Annotated in this window: 3 protein-coding genes; all 3 read right to left on the bottom strand. The window is 38.4% G+C overall.

What is annotated here, in order from left to right; all coding sequences use genetic code 11:
* Positions 1 to 8: 8 nt before the first annotated feature.
* Positions 9 to 7,235 (bottom strand): LPD1 domain-containing protein, encoded by a 7,227-nt coding sequence (locus PV763_RS06655; RefSeq protein WP_420937530.1) that lies wholly within the window; start codon positions 7,233 to 7,235, stop codon positions 9 to 11.
* Between the two features lie 265 nt (positions 7,236 to 7,500).
* Positions 7,501 to 8,160 carry a hypothetical protein gene (locus PV763_RS06650; RefSeq protein ID WP_005028677.1) on the bottom strand — a complete coding sequence of 220 codons (660 nt, stop codon included), beginning with the start codon at positions 8,158 to 8,160 and terminating at the stop codon, positions 7,501 to 7,503.
* Between the two features lie 83 nt (positions 8,161 to 8,243).
* Positions 8,244 to 15,530, bottom strand: a complete 7,287-nt coding sequence (locus PV763_RS06645; protein ID WP_420937529.1) for an LPD1 domain-containing protein — start codon at positions 15,528 to 15,530, stop codon at positions 8,244 to 8,246.
* Positions 15,531 to 15,648: the final 118 nt, after the last annotated feature.

Raw genomic sequence — 15,648 nt, 5'->3', positions numbered from 1 at the left:
TAGTTATCTCACATCTCAAGTCTTAATTGGTCAGCTTCATTTTCTTTTTCAATCGAAACTTCAGCAATAATTTTTTGGGTATTTTCGTTTTGCAGATCTTGATCAAATATTTCATTCACACAAGTTTCGACTAATTGTTCAGTCAAGTTTCTGCAGATCTCAAACTCTAAACCTTTAGGTTGTACGGTAGGGTAGCCGTCAATTAAAAATGAGTTTTTCATTTCATTTTCATTTGAAACTTTAGAGTACAAATAAGTCTCAAAATAACGGGCAAACATTTCGGTACTGGTCGCGTAATACGGCGTTGCACGATTTTCAGCACTGTCGATATTTAAACAATCCTTTTTATAACGCGATAGATTGTCACTAAAACGAATATCACCTACGCTTACTTCTACGTCTTGCGACTTATCAAAGAAGTTTTGCATTTGAGTATGAGGATTTTTAACACCCTCAGGCATGTACTTCTCTACCAGGTTATAGAACTTGTATTTAGATGACTCTATCAAGTATTCAGATAGGTTTTGCGATAGTGTTTTTAAATCCACATTCGCTGCAGTCGCAACACCTGTAATTTTTTCTTCCAAACCGGTTGTAGGTAAATGATGTTCTGGCTGGCGCATATCATTAAGTTTTTGCTGATAGCGCTCAAACGACTTAAAGCTTATAGCATTAATGTCAGTGTTAATTTTAGAGACAATGACATCCACCTTGTCTTGAACCGTACTGAAGAAAGATAGGTTTTTATCAGCTTTATATTCACGCTCATACTTCTTCAAGTACTCTTCAATTTTCTCAAACTGACGGCGAATGAGATCTTCATAGTGCTTTTGGTGCCAGTCAAAGAAGTTGTTTAAAGTTTTGCGCGTAGAATTAGGATAATTCTCTTTATTCTTAATCACTTCATCATGCATTGAATCAGCAACAATGTGGTACGCCTTGATTGCAGTCTCAGCATTCTCATGAAGTACTTGACCGTAATTTTTCATTGGCTGAACTGGCTCATTCATCATCGCACGATGTAACTTTTCAAAAGCACGACCGGACTCAGTAACAGGGGAGTATCCAGCATCCAACATATTTGATAAGAAGTGTCGTGCACCTGGTATCTCAAAATTAGGGATGTCTTCATAATAGTCCTGAAGTACAGAACGATTCATTTGAGCGTGATTTTTATATACTTCCGCTTTTTCCAACATCCCCAAGTGTGCATCTAGCGCATGGCCATACTCATGAGCCAAACTTCCAGATCCGCTATCACGAGTCAAGTTAACCACGTTCTTAGACAGCTCAAAATGCGCTGCAGATCCTTTAATTCCGCGTGAAGCCAAAGCAACACCCAAGTTCAATAAACCATTGTTTGATTTAAAGCCCATGAGTTGTTTTAAGTCAGCCAATGAGTCATACACGGCATTAACCAACTGTTGAGCCACAGGACTAACTTTATTGCCTACTTCAACACCACGGATAGAAAAGTCATCTTTAAGCTTGAATGAATCCACATCGGCACCTTGGCGATGATCAGGACCAGTACGAGAGTAATTTAACAATCCGTAAATGCTTGATTGGACTTTTTCAGTCACAAAGCCATTTTCAAGTTTTTTCACTTCACTGGTAAATGACGGCAAACGTGGTGCTTTAGGTGTATTCACAGCTTCAGTCGTTGCTTCTATAACTGGTGCAACAGGATCTTTAACATAAATAGGTGCAGATTCAGCTTTAACTAAACCACTTTCAATCGCACTTTTCAGAACGTATGGTTCAAGCACAGTTGAATATAAGCCAGTGCGTTGCATGTTGCTGATCGCATCGCTCACATCTTTAGTGACTTTCGACTTACCGTAAAAATCAAAGATCTTACCTGTTGATAGAATCTCACTGAGTTCTTTATCAATCGTTTTTTCGATGATTTTCTCAAGCTGAACACTGATACCGCCTGTATGTTCTGGCATAATGTAGTACTCATTCAAATTGCTAAGCAATTCGAAGTAGTTTTTGTAGTTGTTCTTGGTACCTTTACTATAAAGCCCGATATAGTCTTTACGTTGGCGATCAGTCATACCAAGACTTTCAGCAGATAAGCTTTTATTGTTTCTTACCGCATGAATCAACTCTTCTTGAGTATCTACCATCAAATTTCTGATGTTAGAAACAACAGCCACATACGCACGTAATTCTGTCGCACGTTGGCTATCAAGCATCAACGCATTTTTAGAGAATAACGGTTTAGTTGGGCAGTAGTCATACATTGCCTTTACGAATATTTTGTCATCAATACCGAGTGGCGTATTGGTGTACCAAGCTTGGAATTCTTTATTTGCAACGATTTTTGCTTTTCGATAGTCCGTAGCTGTTTGATCGGCTGATGTCGCTGAAATATATTCCAATGAAATATATTCTCCGTAGCGATCTTTATGTGCACCGCCAAACTTGGCACCTACATCACCTAAGTACGTAGCCGGGGAGTCACTTGGCTCTACCTTTACATCAACAGGCACATATTTGTCTTTTGGTACCAATTGATCGATAAACGTGAAGTCAGTAAACACACGGTTTTGAAGTTGTAAGACATCTTCAACTGAGCGCATACTTTTAACAGGAAAAACGCACAGAGACTTGTAATCACCGTGAATATCGCCTTTATCACCAAAAAGTTTAACCGATGCATATTCATTGTCGGTCGATGGCTTGATGGCCAAAAACAATTTGTGATTTTCAGTTTTGATATACGGCTTTATGTGTGCAGTTTGATCGTATAGAGCACCAAGCGTATTCGTAATCAAAGTTTGGAAATGCAAACTTGCTAACTGTTTATTCTCAAAGTCAGTTTTGTGTTTAATCTGAATTTCAGGCAAGTTAGAAAGTGCTAATTGCTCTAAAGTGGTACCGAAATTAACCTTAGATTCGATAGCATTTAAGATTTCGTGACTAAACTGGTCTACATCATCAAAACCAGTAATCAATTGATACTGATAGTCATGAGACGGTATACGAAGAAGCACGGCAGTCAATTGAGGCTCATAGTCCGTATCAACCATAAACAATTGCGGTGTTTCATCTTGTTGAGATGATTTGTTTAGCAACTTGTATTGGTGAACTTTAGGGTTGGAACCTACAAAATGCTCAGCATAAGCCTGTTTAACCGTATCTTGTAATGCTTTGACATGCTCAAGCATGACGGCATTGACTTCATTTAAAGCGGTTAAGGTTTTATATTTTTCTGCAAACGCCTCATTCACGGCGATCTGCTCTAACATAAATCTAGGCTGAATATCCTCAAGTTCTGGATTGCCTACACGGTTTAATACAACACTAAATTTGAGCTTATTAATGAATGGATCAGGTTCACCATTGATACCATTGCTAAAAAGTTCTTTAAGATCGCTTTTCTGAAGTTTAGAGTTCACCAAATCAAACGGATGAACTTCTTCAAATGCCTGAACATCAAAAACTTTGGTTAAGTTTTTAGGCATGATTGCTGTCTGGCCATCTACATGAGCGATAACATAGGTGTACGCTGGAGAGATGTTGCTCAGAAGCTCAGTGACTTCATTCGGTTTTTTATCGTAGCTAAGATCCTCAAACTTTTCGTATGTTGCAGAATTAAGATTGCTGATGAAATCTAATTTAGAGTTGAAATTAGAAGGATGATCAGAAATGTACTGGAACATCTTGTTTGGTAAAGACGTAAACACTTTATTGATTAAAGTTTGCTGACTGTCTTTAGCTTTGAAGAAGTTGAGATCTGACTCGTAATATTTTTCAAAAGTGAACTTAGCTGGAGGCATAAACGTCATGCTGTTGCGTGAAGTCGATAACTTAAACAAAGCATTCGCAGACGTTTTAACCGCATCTCTATCATTAAAGCCAGTAGCCTTATGCATATTGGCATCTAGGGAAACTGAATGCCCAATAAACGGCGCATTTTTGTCTTTATGATTGTAGAGGCGTATATACTGAAGATCATTCTTTTGAAACACGGTGATAAACAAATCATGATCAGGGATCTTGATTGCGCCGTGGTGATCTTCATAGTGCTTTACAGCATTTTCTAGCTGAGTGTTAAAGTATTCAGATTCACTATTGAACTGTACGTTCTCTTCTTCAGCTGATAGCGAAAAATATTTAACGTTATTCTGAAAAGCTACATTAGGTTTGAGAAGATCCTTAATCACCTCAAATTCTTTTTGTACTTCAACATCAAATTTGCCAAAAACTGTACGCTGATTAATATCAATCAGGTTCAGATAGTTGAATAGCTGAATGTTGTTGTAGTTGTGGTTCGGTAGGGCAGTTTTGTTTAACTGGAGCTTACCATCTTCTAACTGCATGCTTTGGACTTGCTTTAAGTCATCTGCAGTCAGCTCTACACCAAAGACTTTCTTAGTTTCTTGTTTGAGCTCTTTATCTTCACCAGCAATCACTAAGGCAGCTATTTTTTGTGCCTTGTCATAATCGCCATCTTCTAGATATAGGGTTTTCTCAACAAAATACTTGGCAATGTTCGCATACGCTTGATTTGTTGCTTTGTAGGCATCGGTAGACAATGAATAATGTTTGTTTTCATCAAATTCATTTGATTTAACGGTTTTAACTTTTAAATCGTCAATGTCACCCGTTGGTTTAATCTGAACATAGATTTCATCTGCAGCGAGATCCATGTTCGAGACAAATAAGGTCGAATTTTTAGAATAAAACTGACGTTCGATACTCGACAACAAATCCTTTGCATCTTTGCAGTCTTCTTCGATGTCAGACTGCATATCTTCAGCAATCGACTTGATGTTTTCGCCACGGTCATCCTTTGTGATAAATGACCAGTCTTGTTGCGGATATTTGGCTGTTAATGCCTTTTGGAAGCTTTGAACTTCAACAAAGCGATTGAACTGACGGTCCAGACTAAACCCATCTGTATGTGATGAAGTTTTAGCAAAAATATCCTCAGGAACAGAATCAGATTTAGTCTTACGATTAAAGTTTTCACTTGCATTTGGCACCAATAAATTACGGAATAAAATCTCATTTACACCGTTCTTTAAGAATGACGCACTTTTAGTTTGTGATAGAGATTGTTTTAAAAATGCTTCATCAAAGTTTGATTCATCAAGAAGCCGAGTAAACTCTTCAAAATACGCTGAAGCTAATTTATCGTTATTAGCAAGATCAGCCGTGCACAGATCGCTTAACTCTAAACGCTGTGCATCTTGCTCTAGCTCTAACGGCGCAGAAAAATCACCAGCAACAAAATCATTGATATTTTGCTCAACATAATTGTTCGTGCGTGACATCAACATATTAACTGCAGTTTCATTATTCACAAATTCCTGAAGCTCAGGCGTGTTAATTGAAACCAATTGATTGTCGAATTGCTTAGATAGTAATTTGAACAGATCCGCTTTGTGTTGATTACTTTCTACTTCAGATTCAAAACCTACAAATTTGCCGTTTTCATCTTTAGCGTAGTAGAAGCTGTTTTTATTAAACAAAAAGGTATTTGTTGCAGACGTAATGCCAGATACCAAAGTTTCACTTTGCCATAAGACTTTTTTAACTTCATTGTACTGTTTTGAGATCTCAACATTGTGTGTGTCGATTTCGTCAGAGATCGCTTGAATATCATCTACGCTGAAGCTTTTTGTTTGTGTAGCTGAGCGCACGACATCTTGAATTTCAGCATATTTCTGATTTAGATAATCACTATATTGCTTCTCAATTTGTTGAGCTTGTTCGGTAGCCTTAGGAATGACATAGACATCCAAGATCTGTCTAATTTCAAGCATAGACGGCGCGAAATCACGCACCTTGTCATTGCCTCTTGCATCCAATAATTCTTCAGGAAACTTTAAGAGCTCTTTAAGTACGGCAACATCATCAATTTCTGGAGTAGGGAGGTCATTTGCAATGTTGAGTAGATCAGACTCAGTAATAGATGCCTTCTCAGTTGCCTCAAAATTAACATCAAGATCATTCAAGATCTCGTTAACATTTGATTCATTGAGTTGTTCTTCTAGTTTACGCTGTTTGATTTCAGCAGATTGGTGATCATAGAGCGCATTAAACTTAGGAACGATGTTTACAGAGAATTCAGAGAACTCTTGGCTCAGATCGGCAAAGAAAACTTTACCTGTTGGCATCTGGCGTACCATTTGTTGTAAGACATCATGGCGAAGCATGGCAGCGTCATACACCATCTTATCTACAAGGCGTGTTTCAATACCTTGTTTAGACGCCATCCATGTGCCGTGTTCATCTTTATAAAAAGCTGGAATACCTTGTTTAGCTGATTCTAATAGCTTTGGATACGGCAATTGCTGTTGATTAAACACACGGTCTATCACAACAAGATCAGAAGCTAATTTTTGTACATAAGCATCAACATCTTTAAAGCTCATGTTAAACATTCTGTTGCCACGGCCATGCTCAATCAGCTGATTAAAAGTGGACTCGTATTCATGAGCAAAATGCACCAGGTTAATATTGTCATTTAACCCCAATGCTTCATACGGATCATGAGCAAAGATTTCAGGAATATGGCGCAAGTCATCAATAATCAGTAACGAACCATCTTTTTCGTAATTGACGGGTACTGCAAATGGAGACAACTTAATTTTGGCTAGATTATCTAGACTTTCGCCACTGGCCATCGCCGATTCTTCATCTAGATAGACTTTAGAGAAGATATTTTCATAGCCATAATCTTGAAGACGATTAAAAGGAATTTTTGAAGACTGAAATTGAGCCAAGTAGGATTTGTTCGATTCCTGAAGACTGGTTTTCAGCGTATCAAGGATATTAGATCCATTGTTTAGCTTACTGACATACACTTCAGGGAAAGCGGAAAGGCGTTCGGTCGCTGATGCGAAGTAACTTTTCCAGTTCGGAATGTTCTTCTTAAACGGTAGATTGGTGAGATAAATATCTTCTTGCTTAGTCGGTACTTTCATATCGTTGGTAAACGCTGGAAAGACCTTCTGAAGATCGTTTAGATCGATACCAGACTTTGCCGGGTTCTTATAGTAGTACGCATGAATACCATCATCATTTTGCACTTCATAAAAATGGGCATCCATTAACACTTGTTCAAATTGCTTAGAACTGTTTTGTTCAATAGATTTTTTGAATTGCTCAAATTCATTAACAACAAGCATCGCCGTTTTTGGGCGAAAATTGTTGGCTGGCGATACTACAAGACGCGCACCAAGACCAGTTAAATTAGGCCATTTAACTTCATTCACTTTATAGTCTCCTACTTGGTCACATAGCATGATCCAAGACTTTAAAACGACTCTTACGAGTACTTATATGTGCTTATATTAAACTAAAAAATTAACTTTGAGGGAGGGTTTAGGCGTTATTCTTTAAAATAGTATATACCGAGTAAATAGCACTGTTTAAATACCTATCATTTTTAATAAAACCATCTAAAACCGTGCACTATTCTTTCTTTTTTTATAAATAAAAATGCCACCGTATAGGTGACATCTTGCTTAAAGCTGATGGTTACATTTTAACAAATTCGTTTTTAGCGAGTTCGTCTGGTTGGGTGCCATCTTCTACACCTACAATAATTCCAGTACCACGAATAAAGTAGCCACTATTATTCGGATATTGGACCAAGGTAACATTATGCTCAAGGTTACTTTCTAAAAAGGTAGTGCCGTATCCCCAAAACTTATTTAAGCCTTGCCATGGAGCATCCTTAATATAATTGTTTTGGGCATATTGAATGGTGTATTGACCAATTGGAAGAGATATATTGACAGTTTGCTTTTTGGGTACCTGAACAACGGCTCGTAACCTTTTAGTGGCCTTATCTCGAATGATAAACACAGTATCAACATTTTGAGATTCCATTGAAACAGGACCAAAATGTTGTGTGTTTTCCATACTGGAAACATTAATCACTTCTTTTTTAAATGGCATGGCTGCACTATTGGCTACCATTTTTTGATGTTCAGCATAGTCTTTTGCCATTTGTAGACCGTTTTCAGGTTCATTCGGTTGGCCTGGATTGGCTGACTCTACTGATTGAGCTTGCTTCGATATTGCCCGTGTAGCACTTTGAGCAAAGAGATCGACCAATCCGAAATGATTAGCCACAGATATAATTGCAACTGCTAGACCAAAACCAGCAAATTGCTTTGGAATTGCTATTGCCATAGCGCCCCCTGATTCCATTTATAAGATTTAAATAAAAAAAAGATGCCACCCACAGGGGATAGCATCCAAGATCTCAAAATTGCTTATAGTGCCAATTCAGGATCGCTATTCTTTTGTTTGCTTAATTCTGGATCTGCTTGTACTTCAATGTTGGTCATGAGCTTAGTCCAATATTCATCGTATTCAGCTTGTGACATCTCATTAATGACTTCATTCCATTTAACTAGGTTCTCATGTTGATCTGTACCCGGTTGGAAGAAGTGCATTGCATTTCTGACATACTGCTGATGATCAGCAAAACGCAGTTCAGCAATATTTTCCTGAATATAGTCCAGGCCTTTCACCGTAAATTCGCGAATCTCCTTCATGATTGCATCTTTTTCTATACCATGCGGTTGAGTTACAGAAGATGAACCACCTTCAGGACATGGGTAAACAAGCCAATCATTACGCAAGTTCATTTCTGCTAAGGTCACTTGTAAGTACTGCTCACCACTACGGGCAAACATTTCATGTGCGGTCGTCCAATACGGCTTCTTAGCACTTGTTAAGCCCTCTAATACCATCGCATTTTTGTAGAAATCAGTTTTTAGCTGAGATTGATTAGTTGATGTTAAGCGATCGTTCGTCTGTAAGCTTAAAGAAATTAACTTTAAGTGTTCATCTGACAATGGTTTAGGGCTGTTTTCTTTGATGAAGTCGAGTGCACATATCGCAAACTGACTACGCAACATTTGTCGATAATCACGGAATACAACTGATCTAAAGACTGTACTGTTCGCTGCACCAAGTACTTGCGCTGCAAAGACACGATCATGATCAATTTCAGAACGAGATTGCGAGATATATTTGTTGAGCTCAGTCCGTGGGATTGGATACTCATTTTCAGACAAGAACTTATGCAAGCCTTGGGCAACGTGCATATAACGTCTATGTTGTATGGCGTCCTTTTGGAAAAGTTCAGGATCTTCATGACGATTAGCGAAGTTAATCAATGAAGATAGTTCAGTATGCAACTTGCCACGTTCCGCAATAAACGTATTAATTTTCTCTTTTATGCTGTCTCTATCTGGCGTAAACAAAGCAACAATGTCAGGTTGATCTACCAATGTTTTATCCAAAATCGTTTTGATGCTGGTTTCATAAAACTTGACTTGATTCTCAAGATTCGTGCGAAGTACTTCTATCGAGTCATCCTTTTTCATTGGCAAGTAATACATCGCTTGATTTACTTTGGCTGCAGCTTGCAACAAATCTTGGTTAATGTTGGCATACTTCTCAGACTTAATGTTATTCAATTCTGCAAAACGAGTTAGATAAGGCTGTACGTTTTCCATCATCATTTTTGGTTGATTGCGTGTCATCGCACTAAAAATGAGATGGTCATAGGCATGGAAAAATTCATGACCAAACGAGCCAAAACCTGAATTCTTGGTTAAGTTAATCACACGGTTAGATGGCTCATAATGTGCCATCGCAGCGGAACGTCCACGCGAACCAAAAGCAACACCCAACATACCGTTAAAGCCAACAAATTTCGGATCTATATCAAGTGCCTTAGCAAGAGCGAAACAACCGTCATATGCGTTATTTAACGCGATTTGACGATCGCTCTGGTTCAAGTACTCGCCAAACTCTACGGCTTTAAATCCAAAGGTCGCTTGCAAGGTATGTGCTGTAACATCTTGGCCATTACGTGAAGCAATGTTTTCCGTCACAACCACATCACTGAGCTTGAATGCCTTACGCATAGTACGAGGCTTAGCATACTCTTTGAATAGGGCATCTAAGGTACTCGCCGTGTCATCTACAATGTGCGATACATTCTTTTCAGATAACGAGACTTCTTGAGTATCATCATTCTCTGCAGTTGCGTCTTTGGTTTTTTTAGCAGTTAACAGATCCATGACCTGTTCAGATAGACCAGCATCAGATCTGCTAAATAGCGTACTCGAATCTATAATGTTGCCACTTCTAAAAGTAACAGTCGCTTTTACTTTGTCTTGGAACGGTTTGGCATCAATCGCACTACGTATTTTTTTATAGATAGAGTAGGTGCCTTTAACTGGCGGTAACTCTTTCCTTAAATGATGAAGTGCTTCAGTGAGCGTTTTACGTGCTTCACTACTATCGGTTTTCGCCAATTCAGAACTAATAATCATGTCAGTGGCAGCATATTCAGCATAGCTTTCTACCAATGAAAATAATGACCGATCTAATGATTTAAACGCCGTGAACAGATCTTTGTCTTCATTCAAACGAACGTATAAATCACATGCATTAGGAATAAATTCACGAACTGTTTTTGCTTCCATTAATGCATCACGCATACTTAAAACAGCGTCATAGTATCCAGCACCTACTTTTTTAAACTGTTCTTCAGTGGCATTTTCAAGCGGATAACGTGGCTGATCATTCGTCATCTTACGTACAGCGTCAGTCAGCAAGTGAATGTAAATATCTCGACCAGCTTCTTTTGCTTGTAAAACCGATTCCTTTTTCCAAATTTTGTCACGCGTAATTAGGTTTTTGACTTGCAAAAGCGACATATCTTGAATCTGACTGAGCGATAAACGTGGACCATACAGATCCTTTTTCGCACCAGGCATTTTCATACCCGTATCTTCAATAAGTCCAACTTCAGAACGTGGCTCAGTGGCTTTCGGTTTGGTTGTTTTTGGCTCTTTTGGTGCTTCAGCTTCAGGCTTACCCTCAGACTCAAACAGTGATGTTTGTTCTGGAGCAACTGGCTCAGTCGGCTCTACAACTTCTACCGTTGTTTCCTGTACTTCTGGTTCAGTAGGCTTTTGAACTTCAGGCTCAGTTACGGTCGGTTCTTCAACCAATGGTTCTTGGGCAACTTCTACAACAGGTGCGCTTTGAACCATATGTTCAGGTTTATATACTTGATCGCGAGACTTAAATAATTCTGCTTTTTTGAATGATTTTGCAAAATCAGTAATTAAGAAGTTCTTAGAGTTCGGGTGCTTTGGCGTAGGAAGAATTTTATAGCCTTGATCAACAAATTGCTGATGTTCGGCATTATTCACAATGGCCAGTTTTAACGGAGCTTGATCATCGGCAACTTTAATCGCGAGATCGAACCGGTCTTTAGATTCAAGTAGCTTTTCACCAAAGGCAAAATCAATTTTATTGACCAATGTTGAAATATTAACAGCCACAATCTCATTAAGGCCTTTAACATCAATATTTTCAAAACTTGGTGATAATGGCACCTTGATTGTCTGCAGTATGTTTTCACGTAACCCAAGATCATTTAATACTTGGTCCACAAGATGCGCTTTTATCCCGTTTAACTGGAAGTCTTTAAACAATCCACCACGCTCGTTGAATTTAGCAAACTGCTCAACATTATCAAAAACCCGTAATTGATCATGCTGTAAAACTGGTGTGTCTTTATCAATGACAGAAATCACTAAATCAGCACCGTCATTGGCCACAATAATTTTGGAGCCGTTTTCAAACGCTTGATCCATTTCTTTTTGATTGATGTAGTCGGTAAAGACGTTCATCAAATCAACATTGGTCATCACATCATTGCTTTTCACAAAATCGATTAGATCTTGTTTCGCCGTTGGATCGATGTATTGATTATCGGCATCACGTAAAGTTAATGCCTTGTAATCGTCCAACTCAGGGTTAAACAATACCTTTTCTTTAAGGTGTAGGTTTTCGATCGACTGGAAGATCTGATAGCGTTTTTCTAATGAGTCGATCAAGTACTGCATTTGCTCTTGCGTACTTAAAACTGAATCATTGCTAAGCGTCAAAGCTTTAAACAGCGCCTTATCGTCTGCAGCTAAGTCATTCAGACTTGATTTAACGATTAAGCGATCGGTAGACGGAATCTGTTCACCGCTGAAATATAAGTTAATCGCACCGTGCTTTTGTTCATCAGCTGGTGAAACCGTGAGATAAATATTTATCTCAGGAAACTCAAACTCTTTAATGCGTTCAGGATTGGTGATAATGCTTAAAAGAGATCCCGTTTTTGTCTCGAGGGATTTATTTTTTAGTGCCGTCCATTCTTCAATAGAACGATTTTCAAATGACTGCAGTAGGGCAGAATTGATTAAATCACGGTTGAGGTTGAATCCATTCTTGAGTGAGTCTGGAGTCGATTGTAATGCTTCAAGCACAAGCCCATGTTTAAAGAGATTGCCAAAGTCATTTTCACTGTTAACATCGGTCTTTTCAAGTGGCAAGAAACTTGATGCATGCTCATAGACATTCTTAACTTCAATATCAAGCTTTAAGCCTTTTTCATATTTCGGTACCGCTTCCTTGGTCAAAATACGATTAAGAATTACATTCTTAAGGTCATCATAGGTCAGCTTGTTTTCGCTGATCGGATTAGAGCTCAGGATATGTTCAAACGAAGAAGCACCATTAATCATAATGGTTTTTTGCTTTTGTAATGAACTAACCTTTTGACCTAGATCCATCGGTAGTAAGCGAATGAAGTTCTGATCAGATGCTATCGTACTGCTATACACCGCCAAAGAACGTGCGCTAACTTCAGGCTCAACCATCAAAGCGTTACCTTCAGCTAGGTAGGTTTTTACCGCTTCTTCAGTCAACGTGACGACATTTTCAATTTTCGAGTCTTTTGGTGCCGTGACTTCATTGTAGGTCGGTGTTAGATAACCTAGTGCCGTCAAAATATGCTTGTGCTCATTATTAATAATGGCAATAACCGCCTCAGATTTAGACTCTTCACCCACGGCATTTTGATAAAAGTCTTGTAGATAGCGCTTATACGCCATACTTACCGCGACCTTTTTATTTAAGGCAAAAAGCTGTTCTTGTGTATTTGAGTTGAAGTGGTCTTTATGTATCACCTTAGGCAGATAGTTTTGAAAGCTGTCTACCACATAGATTTCATCTTTTTCGAGTGTTTCTTTTAAAGACAAAACTTCATTGGTCGCAGCAAAAACAATCGCGTTGGCCAGTGCATTACCAGGATTCGTGCGTACACGTAATTCCTCATTTATCGCATGATTGAGTTGCGACCTAATATCAGGTAATCGGTTAAGGATAGGGGAGTCAGGATTGTTGCCAATATTGCTACTCAGCTCAGAAAGCACATGAGCCACATCGATGCGCTTATTAAAACCCTTGTAGTTACCGTCCTGTTCTAACAGGTTATAGAATCGCTCTAAGCTTTCATCTGATAAATATTGTGATGCAATGCTATGGGCATCACCATCACCAAGCGCCGTAAATTGGCTATTAATACTATGCAGTTGTTGAAGAATACGAGGCATTTGCTGATGAAATGAAAAGTAGTTTTTACCTACATTTTCAGCACTGGTCGCAATCATGTCCTCAATACTGTTATCCAGCACTGATACAGCATTCGAGAACACCATATCGTTAAAATCTGGCATTGCAGATTCTTGAGATGGTGAATATCCCAAAATAGAATATTCAAACTTTTCGACTGCAGATAACTCTTGATCTTGTTCATCATAATAATGAACCACATCAAACTGGTTAACAGCTTCATTCCAAAGCCCGTTCGGTTCTTCACCTAGATCAACGTTGAAATGATAAATGTCAATGTCATTTGAGGTGTGAGTAGCTTCAAACTCGTTCGCTTCATCCAATAGACGTTGCATTTCATCTTGCAATTCATCATCGGTGATAACGCTTTGTAGGAAGTTATCAAGATCCGTGCCGTATTCTTCACGGTCTATCACTGAATCAAAAAAACTATCATAAAGATTGTTCAGACGCGTAGAAGCAATGTTTAACTGACTTAATGCCAATTCCATTTCATAAGCTTGATCGTCATAGGCTTGCTGATCCAAAACATACGCATTTTCAGTAGCAACAGCGACTTGAATCGCAACCGCTTTTTCAATACGCTCACTGATGGTATGTGTTGCTTTCGCTTCAACAATGGCTTGACGTTCTTCTTTGAGCTTTGCAATTTTTTGTAGGTATTCTTGCTTAATTTTTCGCATTAAAGCGAGTTTAGTCAAAGAGTCCTTAATGACTGGTTCTGGAATGTTCGGCTTAAACTTGGTGTGTCTAAAAAAGTGATCAATTCGATTGAACAAACGTTTTACTGGAACCTTAGGTTCAGGCGGTATGGTTTGCTTAATTTGATTGAGATCCAAGCTTTCTAAACTTGTACCGATGTCATCCAAACTTTCATAAATTAATTCACGATCAAAACTGCTATCACCAATAGAGTAGGGATCAAATGTTCTTAAATTATTAATATTATTTTGAACGCTTTGAATCAGGTCCTTAATCTTATCGGCAAGGTCGAATTCTTCTACATCTAAAGTTTGGTTGTTGTATTCCCAAACTTTCCAATCATTGTCCACCAGCTGTAACGAAGTTGTTTCTATACCAAATGGTGCCAATGCTGACGGAATGCTGTTTTCTTCGTATGAATACAAACAGTCATTGATTTTCGTGACTAAGGTTTGAAGCTTGATCAATCCTTGGTGATTAACGGCATGATCATCCGATCTGAGCGCATTCACAATTGGATCAATGCTCGTATTCAGCCCCTTATTCAGCTCTCGAATATCAATAAATTGCTTCGGTAAGCTGTTATACGCTGGCCATGCTGGATGTGAAGATATTTTATAATTGGTCAGCTCAGGGATTTGCGTAATATCTTTTAGGGCAAGTACTTCACCGCCTGAATTAACCGAAATCACTAGCTGTTTGCTTAGTTCAATAGGCTCTATCGTATCTTCTATGAGTCCAGCATTTAGCGCTGCTTCTTTATCAACATAATAACGAGTCAGTGTTTTATCTGCTTGGTACCCGTAATTGTCTAAATCAGCCAACGGCAATGGATCTACTGACTGCAGTAATGTCGGTAGCTTATTCCAGCCTAAATCTGCTTTATTGAATTGTTTAACCGCACCCATAATGGTTGTATTTGGGGCAAACGGTTTTTGCTGTTTTGCTTGGTAAAGCACAACGGACTTTTGATTATTGAGTTCAAATAGGGATTGCCACTGGTTTTTTTCAGCACTACTCATTGGGCTTTGCAGATATATATCTGACATATCCATTTCAATGAGGTCATTTTTAGAGTCGTAAGGAAAAACAGATTTTATGTCAGCAAGAGAGAGACTATCTTGCGAACTCTTATACATAAAACTAAGGTCGTTATTTTGCTCATTGGTGATATAAACAAACTTTCCAGTCTGTTTTAAACCTGTTAAGAAGCTGTTTAAGGATGTGTTCAACTTTTTCTCTAAAAGCTCAACATCTTTAATCTTAATAATGGCTGCTTGGTTTCTTAAATCAGTTTTAGGGGTTACTACAAGTTGAGCGCCAAAGCTACTCAGATCCAACCATTTCTTTTTAGTTGACATATAAACTCCATGGCAATATGTATAAGCATCTTTTAATTAAAATATCAAAGCACCATCGGTTACTTTTGAACGGTATATACTAAAGATTATAAGAGAATTTATATAAAGAAACTATCTA

Source organism: Acinetobacter sp. AS5, from assembly GCF_048957595.1.
In the GTDB taxonomy this organism is placed as follows: Bacteria; Pseudomonadota; Gammaproteobacteria; order Pseudomonadales; family Moraxellaceae; genus Acinetobacter.
Note: the sequence above shows the minus strand (reverse complement) of the source record. Positions and strands in the feature narration are given on the sequence as shown.